17 protein-coding genes are annotated in these 16,378 nt (G+C 66.6%); 12 read left to right on the forward strand and 5 right to left on the reverse strand.

The genetic code is table 11. The features are described 5' to 3' along the window. The first annotated feature begins 54 nt into the window (after nt 1–54). Genes NNX35_RS13180 through NNX35_RS13200 form a run of 5 tightly spaced genes read left to right on the forward strand, consistent with a single transcriptional unit; the run spans nt 55 to nt 4,895 of the window. On the forward strand, nt 55–765 hold the full coding sequence (locus tag NNX35_RS13180) for an ANTAR domain-containing protein (protein WP_255867999.1): 711 nt from the start codon (nt 55–57) through the stop codon (nt 763–765). 30 nt (nt 766–795) lie between these two features. Then, nucleotides 796–1,791 (forward strand): aldose 1-epimerase family protein, encoded by a 996-nt coding sequence (locus NNX35_RS13185; RefSeq protein WP_255868000.1) that lies wholly within the window; start codon nt 796–798, stop codon nt 1,789–1,791. Nucleotides 1,792–1,839: 48 nt separating this feature from the next. Beyond that, on the forward strand, nt 1,840–3,072 hold the full coding sequence (locus NNX35_RS13190; protein ID WP_255868001.1) for an AI-2E family transporter: 1,233 nt from the start codon (nt 1,840–1,842) through the stop codon (nt 3,070–3,072). Next, nucleotides 3,069–4,310, forward strand: coding sequence for a threonine ammonia-lyase (gene ilvA, locus NNX35_RS13195; RefSeq protein WP_255766965.1), 1,242 nt, complete (start codon nt 3,069–3,071; stop codon nt 4,308–4,310). The genes NNX35_RS13190 and ilvA overlap by 4 nt, the downstream gene beginning before the upstream one ends. 3 nt (nt 4,311–4,313) lie before the next feature. Continuing rightward, complete coding sequence (locus NNX35_RS13200) at nt 4,314–4,895, forward strand: rhomboid family intramembrane serine protease (RefSeq protein ID WP_255766966.1); 582 nt, start codon at nt 4,314–4,316, stop codon at nt 4,893–4,895. A gap of 31 nt (nt 4,896–4,926) precedes the next feature. Here NNX35_RS13200 and greA read toward each other — a convergent pair whose 3' ends face one another. Both greA and NNX35_RS13210 read right to left on the reverse strand, forming a co-directional pair. Continuing rightward, on the reverse strand, nt 4,927–5,418 hold the full coding sequence (gene greA, locus NNX35_RS13205; protein ID WP_255766968.1) for a transcription elongation factor GreA: 492 nt from the start codon (nt 5,416–5,418) through the stop codon (nt 4,927–4,929). A 224-nt stretch (nt 5,419–5,642) separates the two neighbouring features. Then, nucleotides 5,643–6,101, reverse strand: coding sequence for a DUF4307 domain-containing protein (locus NNX35_RS13210; protein ID WP_255868002.1), 459 nt, complete (start codon nt 6,099–6,101; stop codon nt 5,643–5,645). Between the two features lie 57 nt (nt 6,102–6,158). Here NNX35_RS13210 and mca point away from each other — a divergent pair, with 57 nt between their 5' ends. Genes mca through NNX35_RS13225 form a run of 3 tightly spaced genes read left to right on the forward strand, consistent with a single transcriptional unit; the run spans nt 6,159 to nt 9,570 of the window. Further along, the gene (mca, locus tag NNX35_RS13215) at nt 6,159–7,076 is read left to right on the forward strand and encodes a mycothiol conjugate amidase Mca (protein WP_255868003.1); all 918 of its coding nucleotides are present in this window, start codon (nt 6,159–6,161) and stop codon (nt 7,074–7,076) included. Nucleotides 7,077–7,127: 51 nt separating this feature from the next. After that, nucleotides 7,128–7,451, forward strand: a complete 324-nt coding sequence (locus tag NNX35_RS13220) for a hypothetical protein (RefSeq protein ID WP_255868004.1) — start codon at nt 7,128–7,130, stop codon at nt 7,449–7,451. A gap of 10 nt (nt 7,452–7,461) precedes the next feature. Then, nucleotides 7,462–9,570: a thioredoxin domain-containing protein gene (locus NNX35_RS13225; protein WP_255868005.1), complete on the forward strand. Its 2,109-nt coding sequence runs from the start codon at nt 7,462–7,464 to the stop codon at nt 9,568–9,570. On the opposite strand, the gene NNX35_RS13230 is transcribed toward NNX35_RS13225, so the two are convergent. Next, nucleotides 9,567–10,319 (reverse strand): hemolysin III family protein, encoded by a 753-nt coding sequence (locus tag NNX35_RS13230; RefSeq protein ID WP_255868006.1) that lies wholly within the window; start codon nt 10,317–10,319, stop codon nt 9,567–9,569. The two genes, NNX35_RS13225 and NNX35_RS13230, sit on opposite strands and share 4 nt — an antisense overlap. A gap of 185 nt (nt 10,320–10,504) precedes the next feature. Here NNX35_RS13230 and NNX35_RS13235 point away from each other — a divergent pair, with 185 nt between their 5' ends. The 4 genes from NNX35_RS13235 (at nt 10,505) to NNX35_RS13250 (ending at nt 13,825) form a co-directional block, all read left to right on the forward strand. Then, nucleotides 10,505–11,266 (forward strand): isoprenyl transferase, encoded by a 762-nt coding sequence (locus NNX35_RS13235; RefSeq protein WP_255766974.1) that lies wholly within the window; start codon nt 10,505–10,507, stop codon nt 11,264–11,266. A gap of 172 nt (nt 11,267–11,438) precedes the next feature. Then, nucleotides 11,439–12,755, forward strand: coding sequence for a PhoH family protein (locus tag NNX35_RS13240; RefSeq protein ID WP_255868007.1), 1,317 nt, complete (start codon nt 11,439–11,441; stop codon nt 12,753–12,755). A 61-nt stretch (nt 12,756–12,816) separates the two neighbouring features. Next, nucleotides 12,817–13,350, forward strand: coding sequence for a prepilin peptidase (locus tag NNX35_RS13245; RefSeq protein WP_255868008.1), 534 nt, complete (start codon nt 12,817–12,819; stop codon nt 13,348–13,350). 4 nt (nt 13,351–13,354) lie between these two features. Then, nucleotides 13,355–13,825, forward strand: a complete 471-nt coding sequence (locus NNX35_RS13250; protein WP_255868009.1) for an NUDIX domain-containing protein — start codon at nt 13,355–13,357, stop codon at nt 13,823–13,825. Nucleotides 13,826–13,903: 78 nt separating this feature from the next. Here NNX35_RS13250 and NNX35_RS13255 read toward each other — a convergent pair whose 3' ends face one another. Together NNX35_RS13255 and NNX35_RS13260 are read right to left on the reverse strand one after the other, a co-directional pair. Continuing rightward, complete coding sequence (locus NNX35_RS13255; protein ID WP_255868010.1) at nt 13,904–15,616, reverse strand: MDR family MFS transporter; 1,713 nt, start codon at nt 15,614–15,616, stop codon at nt 13,904–13,906. Next, a complete protein-coding gene (locus NNX35_RS13260; RefSeq protein WP_255868011.1) occupies nt 15,617–16,321 on the reverse strand; it encodes a TetR/AcrR family transcriptional regulator in 705 nt (234 codons plus the stop codon). It lies immediately after the preceding gene. Between the last annotated feature and the right edge of the window lie 57 nt (nt 16,322–16,378).

Genomic DNA, 16,378 nt, shown 5'->3' on the forward strand with positions numbered 1-16,378 from the left:
CCCTCCGCATACGGACGTAGCATGGCCGCTGGGGGACCGGGAAAGGGGGCTTCGATGGCCGAATCTGAGCGGCAGCCGGTGGTCGAGGAGCTCGTTGCCGCCCTGTTAGCCGGGTCGGATACCGAGGTATTCCTGTCCGTTGCCGCCGGGATCGCTGCCCGACGGCTGGGCCTGTCTGCACCGGACGGCTGTTCGATCGCCGTGGAACGCAGCCGGCGGCCGCTGCTCAGCGTCCGGACCCCGGGGTTACCGGCAGTCCGGGCGGAGCATGGTCCCGGCAGCCCGGGCGGAACCGTGCTGGGCGGCGGACCCGACGTCGTGGTGACGGACCTGGCCGCGGAGCAGCGATGGCCGGGGATGGCCGAGGCCGCCGCTAACGGAATCCGGTCGGTTGCCGCCGTCGCCCTGCCGCTGGAGGGGGACCGCGGGGTCCTCAGCTGCTTTTCGCCGCGGACGCACGCGTTCGGCCCGGGCGAGGTTGCCGGTGTGCGTGCCGTTGCAGCCGAAACAGCCAAGGTCCTCCGGCTGGCCCTGCAGATCGATGCGCAGGCGAACCGGGCGGCGAATCTCCAGGCCGCCCTGGAGTCGCGGACGGTGGTGGACCTGGCAGCGGGCATCATCATGGGGCAGAACGGCTGCAGCCAGCAGGCTGCCATCGACATCCTCCGCAGTGTCTCGAACAGCCGCAACATCAAAATCCGCAATGTCGCAGCAGGCGTGGTGGCCGCCGTCAGCGACCGGGTCAACACACATTTTGATGAGTGACCGCCGGGCGCACGGGTAAGATCGGATGGCATGAACGCAACCGGCAGCGAACCGGGAGAGGCCGGCCCGGCCACCGGTGCACAATACGAAATCAGCCGCGGCAAGGCCCGCGCCGTCATCGCCTCACTGGCCGGCGCGCTGCGCCGGTACACGGTAGACGGGGTTGACCTGGTGCAGACGTATCCGGACAACGCCATACCCCCGTCCGCCAACGGGGTGCTGCTAGCGCCCTGGCCCAACCGGACGGCGGACGGACGCTGGACCCTGGCGGGGAAGACGCAGCAGCTGGACATCACCGAGCCCTCCCGCGGGCACGCCAGTCACGGACTGCTGCGCAATACCGGTTACACGGTCCGGGAACAGGTGCCGGGCGCCGTGGAACTCAGCGCGGAGATCTTCCCGCAGCACGGGTATCCCTTCCACCTCGTGCACCGGGCGCGCTACAGCCTGGACGACGACGGCGGCCTGCGGGTGCAGCAAAGCCTGACGAATGCGGGCGCAACGGGCGCAGCGGCCGCTCCCGTTGCCCTCGGCGCCCATCCCTTCCTGCGGCTCGGCGATGTACCGACCGAAGACCTGGTGCTCACAGTGTCCGCCTCCACCGTGCTGACCGTTGATGAGCGGCTCATTCCCAATGGGCGGCGGGAACCAGCCGGAGCGGCGGACCTCCGCGGCGGGGCCCGGGTAGGGGATCTGGCACTGGACAACGCCTACACGGACCTTTCGTTCGATGAGGCAGCCCCCGGCACGCACCGGCATACGCTCACCGCGCCGGACGGACGAAGCGTGAGTCTCTGGACCGGAGCCGAATGCGGTTATGTCCACGTTTTCGTCACCGACACATTCCCCGGGCAGCGCCGCGCGGTGGCCCTGGAACCGATGACTGCTCCGGCCAACGCGCTGAATTCGGGGGAGGGGCTGGCGTGGCTGCCCCCGGGGCAGGTCTTCTCCGCCCGCTGGGGCATCCGGGCCGAGCTGGCCCCGGCGGCAGGGAACAGCAGTGCTCGAGGTAACAGCGGAGGATAGGCACGTAAAGGGGGTCCGGGCCCAAGCCCGGTATGGAAAGATGGCCCCATGAAACCCCATGCACGCCGCACATCGGCGCCCCGCGCGCTGCAGGCTGCGGCGGCGAATTCCAACCGGAACAACGACGAGGTCCCTTTCGCCCTGCGGGTCAGTGCCGCCTGGGCCTGGCGCCTCGGCATTGTCCTGATTGTCGGCGCCGGGCTTGTCTGGATCCTCAGCCATTTCTCGCTGCTGATCATTCCGCTGATGATCGCCGCCCTGCTGGCCGGGCTGTTGTCGCCGGTTTCGAGTTGGCTGCGGCGCAACCGGCTTCCCGGCGGCCTGTCGGTTGCCGTGACCATCGTGGCCTTCCTCGGCGTCGTTATCGCTGCCCTGACGTTGGTGGGACGGCAGCTTGCCCTCGGGTTCCGGGATCTCTGGGGTGAAACCCTTGCAGGGGTCCGCCAGATCCAGGGCTGGCTGTCCGACGGCCCGCTGAACATCACTGCAGGTGACATGGACTCGTTGTTCAACGAAGCCACCACCACGCTGCAGGACAATTCGGCCAACATCCTCTCCGGTGCCCTGAGCGTGGGCAGCAGCGCCGGCCACTTCGCCGCCGGCATCCTGCTGACCCTCTTCGCCTTGGTTTTCTTCCTGCTGGACGGCCGCCGGATCTGGGAGTTCACTTCCGGACTGCTGCCGCGACGGGCACGGCCCGCCGCCTACGGAGCCGGCATCCACGGCTGGGAATCCATGGTCAACTACGTGCGGGTGCAGGTGGTGGTGGCACTCATCGATGCCATCGGCATCGGCGGCGGCGCAGCCCTCATCGGTGTTCCGCTCGCCCTGCCCCTCGCGGTTTTGGTGTTCCTGGGCTCGTTCGTTCCGTTGGTAGGTGCGTTTGTCACCGGCTTCGTGGCCGTCCTGCTGGCGTTGGTGGCCAACGGCGGAGTCAACGCGCTGATCATGCTGGGCATCGTCCTGCTGGTACAGCAACTGGAATCCCACATCCTCCAGCCGCTGGTCATGGGCAGGGCCGTCTCCCTCCACCCCCTGGCCGTGATCCTGGCAGTCACGGGCGGCACCCTCGCCGCGGGGGTCCCCGGGGCCCTGTTTTCAGTGCCGCTGCTGGCCATCCTCAACACGATGGTCCGTTACATAGCGGCCCGCGGCTGGGAGGACGACCCGGCCATGGAACCGGAGGGGGAAGAGGACGACGACGGCGATAACCCTGTGCCGGAGGAACACGGTTCCGGCACGGAGGACACGTCGGCTACACAGGAAGAGCGCCGCCCATGACCGATCTGTCGCAGTTGCCCGTCACCCTGGATGACATCCGGGCAGCGGCAAAGCTCCTCGACGGAGTTATTGCCCACACCCCCGTCGAGTCATCACGGGCGCTGGCCCGCGAAACCGGTTCACCGGTGTACCTCAAATGCGAAAACCTCCAGCGGGCAGGGTCATTCAAGGTACGCGGCGCCTACGTCCGCATGGCCAAGCTGTCCCCTGCGGAGAAAGCCCGGGGAGTGGTGGCTGCCTCTGCCGGCAACCATGCGCAGGGCGTGGCCGTAGCTGCGGCGCGCTTGGGCATTTCCGCCCGGATCTATATGCCGCAGGGAGTGGCGCTGCCCAAGCTGGCCGCCACCCGGGGACACGGCGCGGAAGTCATCCTTCACGGCCATACCGTCGACGAGGCCCTGGCCGAGGCCCAGCGGTACGCCGACCAAACGGGCGCCGTCTTTGTCCACCCGTTCGACAACGTGGATGTGGTGGCCGGACAGGGGACCATCGGCCTTGAGCTCCTGGACCAGATACCGGACCTGGACACCGTGCTGATGGGGGTGGGAGGCGGCGGCCTGCTCGCCGGCGTCGCTGTCGCGATCAAGTCGCGGGCACGGGAACTTGGCCGTGAGATCCGGATCATCGGGGTGCAGGCCGAAAACGCAGCCTCCTATCCGCCCTCGCTGGCCGCTGACGCGCTGGTACCCCTCACCAGGGTCAGCACCATCGCGGACGGCATTGCCGTCGGCCGGCCCGGACAACTGCCCTTTTCAATCATCCGCGAGCTGGTGGACGATGTGGTGACCGTGAGCGAGGATGCCCTTGCCCGTGCACTGATTTTCCTCCTTGAGCGTGCCAAGATGGTCGTGGAACCGGCCGGGGCCGTGGGAGTGGCTGCGCTGATGGAAGGGAAGATAGAAAATCCCGGAAATACGGCGGTAATCCTGTCCGGCGGCAACATCGACCCGATGCTGATGCTGAAGGTCATCCAGCGGGGACTGGCGGCTGCGGGCCGTTACCTGGTGGTCCGCATCCTCCTTGACGACCGTCCGGGGTCGCTGGCGACCATCTCGCGGATCATCGCGGAAGCGGACGCCAACGTCACCGGAGTGGACCACACAAGGGTAGGAGGATCAATCAGCATGGGAGACGTAGCGATCACCATCAACATGGAAACAAAGGGGCACGAGCACTGCGAACTGGTGCTGAAGAACCTGCGTACTGTTGGTTTCCAACCCGTCGTACTGGCCGGTTAAGCCATGTTTGCCTCTCGTGCACGCACCGCATTGGCCGGGTCGCTTCTGTTCGCCGCCGTGCTCTGGGCGGTCTACCTGCTCACGCTGCTCTTTAAGCCGGTCCTCTTCCCGCTGCTGGGAATCCTGCCGAGGCAGCTTGAGGGGCTCGACGGCGTGGTGTTCGCCCCGTTGCTCCACGCCGGGACGTCCCATCTCCTGGGCAACACCCTGCCCCTGATCGTCTTTTCATTCCTGACGCTGCTGGAAGGGGTGCGGCGGTTTGTTTCGGTGCTGGCCATTTCCTGGCTGTGCTCGGGCATCGGAGTCTGGCTGTTCGGCAGCGGGCTGACCGTAGGCGTCTCCGGCGTGGTGTTCGGATTATTCGCGTATCTGATCGTCCGCGGCTTCTACAACCGCAACACTGGCCAGATCCTGCTCAGCGCCGTGCTGTTCCTCGTGTACGGATCAATTCTCTGGGGCCTTTTCCCCACTGCACTGGGCGTCTCCTGGCAGGCGCACCTGTTCGGGGCAGCGGGCGGCGTGCTGGCCGCCGTCGTGCTGCGGCATGACCGCCGCGCACCAACGCAAAAGCGGGCCCTCCCGTAGGAGAGCCCGCCGCCACTGAACCGCGGAAAACCTAGCCGGTGTAGGGCTTGGCGGAGATGATCTCGACGGTGATGTTCTTGCCGTTCGGCGCGGTGTAGGTAGTGCTGTCCCCGGCCTTGAGGCCCTGGATGGACGCACCCAGCGCAGACTTTTCGCTGTAGACGTCGATGTTGCCGTCGCCGGCGATCTCGCGGCTGCCCAGCAGGAAGGTCTCCACGTCGCCGGCGACGCGGGCTTCCACCAGCATGCCCGGCTCTACGACGCCGTCGTCGGCCGGAGATTCACCAACCTGTGCACTTTCAAGGAGCTGCGTCAGCTGCCGGATCCGGGCCTCAGCCTTGCCCTGTTCCTCTTTGGCTGCGTGGTAGCCGCCGTTTTCCTTGAGGTCGCCCTCGGACCGTGCCTGCTCGATGCGGGCAACGATTTCCGTCCGACCGGGGCCGGACAGGTGATCCAGTTCCGCCTTCAGGCGGTCGTAAGACTCCTGCGTGAGCCAGGCGACAGATGCGCTGTTGGTTGACACGGGTATCTCCTTATATAAACGTCCGGGCCATCGATTGGTCCGGCATGGCTGAATGCCCGCCGGCCGGATTGGCCTGACAAGCAAAGACCCCGCCGGGCGGAGACCAACTGGTTTGGAATGTCTACCAAAGACCAGCCGGACACCTGGGCGGGGCATGTCGTAAGTTCCCATAGTAGTTTGCCCGCGCACATAACCCAATATGCGGGACGGAACGTCTTAGGGGGCTAGTCCTCGTCCACTATCCAGCAGGAGGACACGCCGCCGGTCACTGCCGGGGAGTCCGTGCGGAGTTCAACCCGCTGGGTGCTGCTTTCCGGAGCATCCGGCCCCAGGACCACCGTCTTCCAACCCACGACGGCGTAACTTTCGTTGAGTGCCTGGATGGCGCAGGCAGCGGTGCTGCCGGCGGATTTATCGACCTTGAAGTCCACCGTCACGCGGCCGTCCTCGGGCAAGGTGTAACCCACATCCTTGGACGTGACCGTTCCGGTGGAGGCAGGGATGTTCATCCACGCCGCGGCCACTACACCGGCGGCCACGGCGGCCGACACCGCGATGATCTGCGTCCGCCGCGACAGACGCCGCTTTGGAGCGCCGTAGCGATTGGCTAATCTGGAGTCGGACGTGGAAACGTCCGGCTGATGGGGTGCCGACGTCTCGGGCTGACCTTCCGAAGTGCTCACAGGCCCATTTTAGCTTCTCCATTCCACCGCCGTTTTCCGCTTACTTCAGGAGTTGCCTTGTCTGCCCGCGAAAGCACCTATTCCCGGCCTACCGCCCCGCTGCGCCTGCTTGCGGTGCATGCCCACCCCGACGACGAGGCCAGCAAGGGCGCGGCCATGATGGCCTCCTACGCAGCCGCCGGCGTCGAAGTGATGGTTGCCACCTGCACCGGAGGGGAACGGGGATCCATCCTCAACCCCGGTGCCGAAGACGATCCCGCAGGCAAGCGGGACCTGGCCGGACTGCGCCGGCGTGAAATGGCTGCTTCACAGGCGGCCCTGGGGATCCAGCACCGCTGGCTTGGATTTGCGGATTCCGGGCTGCCCGAGGGGGATCCGCTGCCGGACCTGCCCTTCGGCTGCTTCGCGCTGCAGCCGTTGGAACGGGCTGCGGCACCCCTGGTGAAGCTGGTCCGCGAGTTCCGTCCGCACGTCATCATCAGCTACGACGAAAACGGCGGTTATCCGCACCCGGACCACATCATGGCCCACAAAGTCGCCGTGGAGGCGTTCGCCGCGGCCGGCGATCCGGAGCGGTACCCCGGGACAGGTGCCGCGTGGGAGCCGTCGAAGCTCTACTACGACCGGGCTTTCAACCCGGAGCGGTTCCGTGCCCTGCACTTTGCCCTGGAAGAGGCCGGGCTGCAGTCCCCGTACGCAGAGCGGATCGCCGCCTGGCAGGAAACCGATACGGAAGGCCACCAGCCGCCCGCTCCCACTCATGCGACCACCACGCAGATCGAGTGCGGTGACTTCTTCGAAGTCCGCGACGAAGCACTGCGCAGCCACCGCACGCAGGTGGATCCGAACGGCTTCTTTTTCGCGGTCAGCCCGGATCTGCAGCGCAAGGTCTGGCCCTGGGAGGACTACTCGCTGATTGAGTCGCGCGTGGAAACAGAACTGCCGGAAACCGACCTGTTCGCTGGCATACGATAGACCCTAGGAACGTAGGTTCCGCCGCAGTATTGGCTAAAAGAGAGATATACCGTGAACTTCCTGTACAGCCTGGCTACGGCCGCCACCCCGGCACCCGAGGAGTCCCTCGCGCCGGGAGTTGCCGCAGAAGACGTCACCCCGGGCACGCTGGGGTTCCTCTTCACGCTCTTCGTGGTGATTGCGATCATCTTCCTGATCCGCGATATGACCAAACGCATCCGCCGGGTCCGGTACCGCGAACAGGTGCTGGCCGCCCAGGAAGCCGCCGAGCGCGACGCTTCCGGCCAGCCGGATGCCTCCCGGACGGCGCTTTCCATGGACAAGGCCGAGGATAATCCCGCGGACCGCGACACCACCTGGGACCACCTGCGGTAGCGGGAATGCCATGGCTGAAAGACTGAGGAACCAGGCGTCGGCCTACCTGCGCCAGCATGCGGACAACCCCGTCGACTGGTGGCCCTTCGGTGAGGAAGCCTTCGCCGAAGCCCGGCGCCGGAATGTTCCCGTCTTTATCTCCGTGGGTTACGCGGCCTGCCACTGGTGCCACGTCATGGCGCACGAATCGTTCGAGGATGCCGCCACGGCGCAGTACCTGAATGAGCACTTCGTGTCGGTGAAGGTGGACCGCGAGGAACGTCCCGACGTCGACGCCGTGTACATGGCAGCGACGCAGGCACTGACCGGCCAGGGCGGCTGGCCGATGAGCGTGTTTACCCTTCCGGACGGCCGCACCTTCTATGCCGGCACCTATTTTCCGCCCCGGCAGCTGCAGGGCATGCCGTCCTTCCAGCAGGTTCTGGAAGCGGTTTCCTCCGCCTGGCGGGACCGCCCGGCCGAAGTGCAAGCAAGCGCGGCGCAGATCGCCGCCCACCTGGCCTCCGCCCAGGCGGGAAACCGCCGGCTGATCGGCAGCCTCGAGGTTACTCCCGAATCCGGTCCGCTTTCGGGCGAGGTGCTCGAGGCTGCGGTGGGCGCGGTTATCGAACAAGTTGACCCGCGTTTCGGCGGGCTCGGCGGTGCACCGAAGTTCCCGCCGTCGCCCCTGCTGCGGTTCCTGCTGGTGTACGGATCGACTGACCGGCCGGCCGCCGGCGCCGCGGCGTCCGTGGCTGGCCGCACCTTGGAAACCATGGCCCGCAGCGGACTGTACGACCAGCTCGAAGGCGGCTTCGCCCGGTACACCGTGGACCGGGCCTGGGCCATTCCGCACTTTGAGAAAATGCTCTACGACAATGCCCAGCTGCTGCGCCTCTACGCACACTGGAGCCGCTCGGCGCCCACGGAGGACCAGCGGCAGCTTGCCCTGCAGGTAAGCGCCGATACCGCAGCCTGGCTGGCCAAGCGGCTGCGCGTGGAGGGAGGAGGATTCGCGTCCTCGCTCGACGCCGATACCCTCGTGGACGGGCAGCGCCGCGAAGGCGCCACCTATGTGTGGACAGCCGAGGAGCTTCGCACCGCCGTCTCCGGTGCCGACGCAGATGCGGTCCTTTCCTTGCTGGACCTGGAAACCGGCCGAATGGGGGACGGCGGGTCCACCCTCCACTTCGGCCGCAGCCTGGAGCCGGAGGAGGAGCTGCTCTGGCAGCGCGTGCGGCCTGCGCTGCTGGCCGTTCGTGACCGGCGGCCCCAGCCGGACCGCGACGACAAAGTGGTGGCAGGGTGGAACGGGCTGGCCATCGCGGGCCTGGCCGACACGGCGTTGGCCCTCGACGATGCCGGGGACCCGGGGGAGAAGGCCGCCGTTCTGCTGGACCTGGCCCGGGATGCCGCGGAATACCTGCTGCGCGTCCACTACCGCAACGGTCTGCTGTCCCGGGTCTCCCATGCCGGCACCGCCTCCGGCATTGAAGGCCTGCTCGAAGATTATGCCGGTGCGGCCGAGGGGCTGTTTGCGCTCTACGCCGCCACCGGTGAGGAACAGTGGTACCGCGCCGCTGAGGAGCTGGTGCTGGCCGCCGAACAGCGTTTCATCGTGGACGGGGTCCTGCAGGACACCGCTGTGCGCACGGATCAGCTGGCAGCCGCGCAGGGAGCGCTCTCAGCAGCGGATCCGATGGACGGCCCCGCTCCCAGCGGCACAGCGCTGTTTGCCGGCGTGCTGGTGACGTATGCGGCCTATTCCGGTTCCTCCCGGCACCGCGCCCTCGCGGAAGCACTGCTGGCCCACGTTCAGCTGGTGGCGGCACGTGCACCGCGCGCCGGCGGGTGGGCGATGTCCGTTCTCGTGCAGGCCCTGGAGGGGCCGCGGGAGCTGGCCGTTACGGGCAGTGATCCCGTGCTGGTGCGGCAGCTGCTCCGGGCCGGCCGGGCCGCGGGCGGTCCCGCCGTCGTCGTGGCCAGCGGACCCGGCGGCGAAACGTCGGTGCCGCTGTTGCGGGACCGGCCCGCGCCGGACGGGGGAGCCTTGGCCTACCTGTGCCGCGGGATGGTCTGCAACCGGCCGGTATCCGACCCGGAGGAGCTGGCGGCCCAGTTCAGCGCGCTGCGTTCCTAGCCGGCCACCGAACGGACGGCCATCATGATGGCGATGTAGTGTGCGGCGAATCCAGCCAGGGTAAAGGCATGGAAAATCTCATGGAAGCCGAACCAGTCCACCGAGGGATTGGGCTTCTTCATGGCGTACATAACGGCACCGGCGATATACATGGCACCACCCACGCAGATGAGGATGGCTGCCGTCGGGTTGGCCGTGTAGAAATCCGGAAGGTAGAACAGGGAGGCGCAGCCCAGGGCAATGTACACGGGTGTGTACAGCCAGCGGGGAGCATGCAGCCACAGGAGCCGGAACGCGACACCCACCAGGGCGCCGGCCCAGATGATCCACAGCAGGGTCACGGCGGTGTCCCGGGGCAGCAGGGACCAGGCCAGCGGGGTGTATGAGCCGGCAATGACCAGCATGATGTTGGTGTGGTCCAGGCGCTTGAGCACCGTTTTCACCTTCGGGGACCAGTTGCCGCGGTGGTAGACGGCGCTGGTGCCGAACAACAGCACGCCGGTGAAGGCATAGATTGCGGAGGCGATCCGGGTGTCGGCCGTCGGAGCGAGGACTACGAGGATGATCCCGGCCGCCAGCGCGAGGGGAGCGGCACCGGCATGCAGCCAGCCGCGCAGCCGGGGCTTGATTTCCAGTTCTTCGGCGACTGCTTCAACCGCGTTTTCCAGGGGGCCGGGTGCGGCCTTCGATTCCGGGTCGTGCTGGGCTGGAACCCGGGAGGCAGGGGCGGAAAATGGTGACGAATCCATAACGGAAATTCTAACCTACGTTCGGGTAACTTATGGCTGGGTAACCCCGCGCCCGCTCCGGTCTGCGCTTCGGCAAGCCGAGCTAGCGGTAGCCTAGGAGAAGATTTTTATCCTTTGGGCAGACCCGGGGCAGGCGGGACCATGTGGTGGTGCCCGCTCCGGATCCCAGGTACGTGAGGCAAACAATGAAATTCCCCGGTGTTGTCTACGCCTACTACGAGCGTAAGCTGCGGCGGTCCCTGATTGGAGACCGCATCCCCGAACACATCGGGGTAATGGTGGATGGAAACCGGCGGTGGGCCAAACTGGCCGGCGCGCCTACCAGCGACGGGCACCAGGCCGGAGCGGACAAGATCCTGGAGTTCCTGGGCTGGTGCCAGGAACTGGGTGTGCGGATGGTGACCCTCTACATGCTGTCCACGGACAACCTCAACCGTGACGCGGACGAGCTGGAACCGCTGCTGGACATTATCGGCAACACCCTGGACCGCCTGGGCGAAGAGGGCAACCTGCGGGTCCAGCCGGTAGGGGCCCTGGAGATCCTTCCGTCACGGCTGGCCAAACAGCTCACGGAGCTTGGCGAAAGCACCGGCGACGCCGACGGGCTGCATGTAAACGTGGCCATCGGTTACGGCGGCCGGCGGGAAATCGTCGACGCCGTCAAGGAACTCCTGCGGGACGCCGACGCCGAAGGCAAAGGCATCGCGGAAGTCACCGAGGAAATCTGCGACGCCAAGATTTCCGAATACCTCTACACCCGCGGCCAGCCGGATCCGGAACTGGTCATCAGGACCTCCGGCGAGCAGCGCCTCTCCGGCTTCCTGATGTGGCAGAGCGCCTACAGCGAGTTCTACTTCTGCGAAGCGCTCTGGCCGGATTTCCGGCGGGTGGACTTCCTGCGTGCCCTGCGCGATTACGCCAGCCGGCAGCGGCGCTTCGGCTCCTAGCGGGCTCCCCGTACGGCCGCCAACGGCCGTGTCCTGCTGCGGGGCGGCGCCCTGCGGGCGTACTTTGGTGCTATCGGCCCGGCTGAGGCAGCGGGCGGAACGTCCAACGCAACATTGAGATGGAATACATCCAGCGACCGGGGCCCTGGGGCGCCCCTGACGGGAGTTCCACATGGCAGCTGAACAGCAAGTGCAGGAGCGGGCCAGCTTTGTGCTGGATACCTCGGTGTTATTGTCCGATCCACGGGCGATCCTCCGCTTCGCCGAACATGAAGTAATACTTCCCCTGGTGGTCATCACCGAACTGGAGCGTAAGCGCCAGGATCCCGAGCTTGGGTATTTTGCCCGGAACGCGCTGCGGCTGCTGGACGACCTCCGGGTCCAGCACGGCGGGCTCGGGGCGCCTATCCCGTTGGGGGAGAGCGGCGGCACGCTGCGGGTGGAACTGAACCATATCTCCACGGACGTGCTGCCCGCGGGCATCCGGGGCAGCGACAATGACAGCCGGATCCTCGCCGTGGCCAAGAGCCTGGCCGACGGCGGCCGGAACGTGACTGTGGTGTCCAAGGACCTGCCCATGCGGGTGAAGGCCTCGGCGATGGGGCTGGCAGCGGATGAATACCGCAACGAACTGGTCCGGGATTCGGGCTGGACCGGAGTGGCGGAACTGGAAATCTCCGACGCCGACATGGCGCTGCTGTACGACCACCAGGCGCTGCTGATCCCCGAAGCCGCGGACCTGCCCGTCAACACCGGCACGGTGCTGATGGCCGGGCGTGCTTCGGCGCTGGGACGGGTGGGGGCGGATAAGCGGCTGCGGCTGGTCCGCGGGGACCGGGACGTCTTCGGGCTGCACGGACGCTCGGCCGAACAGCGGCTGGCCATCGACCTGCTGATGGACCGGGAGGTGGGCATTGTCTCGCTGGGCGGCCGGGCAGGGACCGGTAAGTCCGCGCTGGCCCTGTGCGCCGGGCTGGAAGCGGTGCTCGAACGCAGGGAACACCGCAAGGTGATGGTGTTCCGGCCGCTCTACGCCGTGGGCGGCCAGGAGCTTGGCTATCTGCCCGGCACGGAGTCCGAGAAAATGGGCCCCTGGGGGCAGGCGGTCTTCGACACCCTTGAGGCGCTGGTCTCCGTGGAGGTGGTGGAGGAGGTCCTGGACCGCGGCATGCTCGAGGTGCTCCCGCTGACCCATATCCGGGGGCGTTCACTTCATGACGCCTTCGTGATCGTGGACGAGGCACAGTCCCTGGAGAAGAACGTGCTGCTGACGGTCCTGTCACGGATCGGACAGAACTCCAAGGTGGTCCTGACCCACGACGTCGCCCAGCGGGACAACCTGCGGGTAGGCCGGCACGACGGCGTGGCCGCCGTGGTGGAGACGCTCAAGGGCCATCCGCTCTTTGGCCACGTGACGCTCACCCGCTCGGAGCGCTCGCCGATTGCTGCGCTGGTGACCGAGCTGCTGGAGGAAGGGCAGATCGGCTAGCTTGTCCACAGCCGCCGGCCCGGCCGCCTGAACCGGCCGGGCCTCCGGCTACGGTGGTTCCATGGTGGGCATCCTGGCGGGTTATTGGGCAGCGGGCGCAAGCGGTGGACCAGGCGCATCCGTTGCCGCGGTGCTGCTGGTTGCCGCGCTGGCCTGGTTTGCGGCCGTCGCCGTCCGGCTGGCCCTGGCCGACATCCGGACCCGCCGCCTGCCCAACGCCGTGGTCCTGCCGTCCTATCCCGTAGCCGCCGTGCTGCTGGCCGGTGCCGCGCTGGCCGGCGGGGAACCGGAGCGTGTTGGCGCAATGCTGCTGGGGGCCGCTGCGCTGTGGATCGGGTTTTTTGCCCTGCGGCTGCTCAGTCCGGCCGGAATGGGCTTCGGAGACGTCAAGCTGGCCGGACTGCTGGGCCTCTATTTGGGATTTCTCGGTGCCGGCCACGTCCTGGCAGGGGTGGTGGCTGCATTTGTTTTCGGCGGACTCTGGGGGCTGGCGTTGATCATTACCCGGCGGGGAACGGCGTCGTCAACGGTGGCGTTCGGCCCGTTCCTGCTCCTGGGGGCCGCCGTGGCCATGGCTGCCCCTGCCCTACAGTAGAAGCATGCCTACGCCTGATTTCGTCCTGTCCCTGCGGAAGCGGATAGGACATGATCCGCTCTGGCTTCCCGGTGTCACGGCCGTCGTGTTCAACGCGGAAGGGAAGGTGCTGCTGGGCCGCCGCGCGGACAACGGACGGTGGGCCCTGATCACCGGAATGCTCGAGCCGGGGGAGGAGGCAGGGCCGGGAACGGTGCGTGAAGTGGAAGAGGAGACCGGTATCCGGGCCGAGCTGGAGCACCTCATCCACGTCGGCGCCCACGGGCCGGTCACCTTCCCCAACGGGGATGTCTGTTCCTTCCTGAACCTGGCTTTCAGCTGCCGGTACGTTTCGGGCGAGGCACGGGTGAACGACGACGAGTCCACCGAGGTGGGCTGGTACCACCTGGATGCCCTGCCGCCCCTGAGCGAACGGCACCGAATGCTGATTGACCTGGCCCTGACGGCCGACGGCGTGCCGGTCTTCGAACGCTGAGCCGCCGACAACCAAAACAGTGAAGGGCCGCCCCGCAGCAGCGGGACGACCCTTTCGCCCGTTAATGCAGCGAAGCTCCTACTTCTCCCGGTAGGGGTTCTCCGGAGCCTGCAGCGGAGCCTCCGAAGCATCCGCACGCCCGGCTTCCGTGCCCGACGGGGCGGTAGTCTCCCGGCCGGTTCCCTTGAGCACGGCCAGGCGTTCCGCTTCCAGCCGGTCCGCCTCCGGGCCGGCGACAGCTTCACCGCGGGCCACCATGCCGGCGACGTCGGACAGCGGAATCTGCTTCAGGAAGAGGGCCAGGACCAGTGCGATGACCAGGAACGGGATCAGGTACCAGAAGACAGGGGCCAGGGAATCGGCATAAGCGGTGACAATGCCGTCCCGGATCGGTTCCGGCAGATCATTCATGACGGACGGCTGCAGGGTCGCGGTGGCCTCGCCCGCAGCGGAAGGATCGAAGCCGGCCTTCGTGAAGACCTCATGCAGGTTCTCGGAAAGGCGCGAGGTGAACATGGCACCAAAGATGGCCACGCCCAAGGCGGCACCGACCTCGCGGAAGTAGTTGTTGCTGGACGTGGCGGTGCCGATCTGGTCCACGGGCACGGAGTTCTGCACCACCAGGACAACCACCTGCATGATGTAACCGAGCCCGGCACCGAAGACGAACAGCTGCGCGCAGATCACCCAGACCGGGGTGTCCGCCGAAAGGGTTGTCATCCACAGCATGGCAGCGATCACCAGGGCCGCACCCATGATCGGGTACTTCTTGTAGGTGCCGTGCTTGGTGATGGCGAGGCCGGAGTAGATCGAGGTACCCATCATGCCCACCATCATCGGCAGCATCAGCAGGCCGGAAACGGCTGCCGAGGTGCCGGTGGACATCTGCAGGAAGGTCGGCACGAAGGCAAGGGCAGCGAACATGCCCATGCCCAGGGTGAAGCCGATGGCGGTGCTGTTGACGAAGATCGGGTTCCGGAACAGGCTCATCGGGATGATCGGGTCCGCAACGCGGTTTTCCACCATCACGAACAGGATTGCCGCAACCAGCATCCCCGCGCCGAAAGCCAGCGTCAGCGGGTCGGTCCAGCCGCGCTCGTCGCTGCCGCCGAAGTCCGTAAAGAAAATCAGGCAGGTGGTGGCTATGGACAGCAGCACCACGCCGCCGATATCGATCCGTTTGGTTGCCTTCTTGCTCGGCAGCGTCAGAGTGAAGAAGGCGATCAGGAAGGCAACGATGCCGATCGGGATGTTGATGTAGAACGCCCACTGCCAGGTCATGTGGTCCACGAAGAAGCCGCCCAGCAGGGGACCTGCGACGGCGGAAAGACCGAAGATGCCGCCGAGCGGGCCGAGGTACTTGCCGCGCTGGTCGGCCGGCACGATGTCCGCGATGATGGCCTGCGACAGGATCATCAGGCCGCCGCCGCCGAGGCCCTGAATGGCCCGGAAGACCACGAAGCCCCAGAAATCGGTGGCAAAGGCACATCCGACCGAGGCCGCGGTGAACAGGACAATGGCGAACAGGAACAGGTTGCGGCGGCCCAGCACGTCACCGAACTTGCCGTAAATGGGCATCACGATGGTGGTGGCCAGCAGGTAGGCGGTGGTGATCCAGGTCTGGTGCTCGACGCCGCCGAGTTCGCCCACGATGGTGGGCATGGCGGTGGAAACAATGGTCTGGTCGAGGCTGGCAAGCAGCATGCCGGCGATCAGGGCGGAGAAGATGATCCAGATGCGTTTCTGGGTCAGCAGGAGCGGCCCGGAAGCACGTTCGGCGGTGGAGGTCATTTACGTGTCCTTGGCGGTATCGGATGGGGCGGTGGAGGCAGAACGGGGATGCGTCGGCGCGGGGGGAAGCAGGGGCGCCGCCGAAAACACTTCGATTGCGGCATTGACCTCCGTGACGAGGATGCTGCGGTAGGAATCTGTGTTGGCCGGATCAAAGAAGCGCAGTCCGGCGCGCTGGACCAGTGCCCCGAAGACGGCAACCGTTGCCCGGACGCGTGGATCATCGGCAGGCAGGGATTCACGGGCAGCTACTATCCGCGCAAAGGCTTCCTCGGTCTCCTGCGAGCCGTGCATGGCCTTGGAGATAAGCCGGGGTTCGGCACTGACAGCTTCCTTCAGCTGGGCCATCTCCACGCGGGACATGGCCATGCGTTCGGTCATGCCGACGGCCAGGTCAACGAAGTCCGCCACCAGGGCAGGGGAGATCCCTTCCCTCGCGGTGCCGGTCCCGCCGTCGATAAAACGCCGGACCAGATCCTCCGGAAGGTCATCAGCGGGCGAGCCCAGGATGGCGTCTTCCTTGGCGGGAAAGTAGTTGAAAAACGTCCGCCGGGAGATGCCGACCTGATCGCACAGCTGTTCGACGGTGAAGCCGTTGACGCCGTGGGCAGCGGTCAGCGCGCGGGCCTGCGCCGTGATGGCGGCCCGGGTGGCCGTACGCTTGCGTTCGCGCAGGCCGCAGTCTTCTGTTGCACTATTCGGCATGGCGTAAAGTTTTGCACTCTGCATCAGCGGGTGCAAATTTCCGGTCTGCCGGGCAAG

It is taken from the genome of Arthrobacter sp. zg-Y844 (assembly GCF_024385465.1).
GTDB lineage: Bacteria > Actinomycetota > Actinomycetes > Actinomycetales > Micrococcaceae > Arthrobacter_B.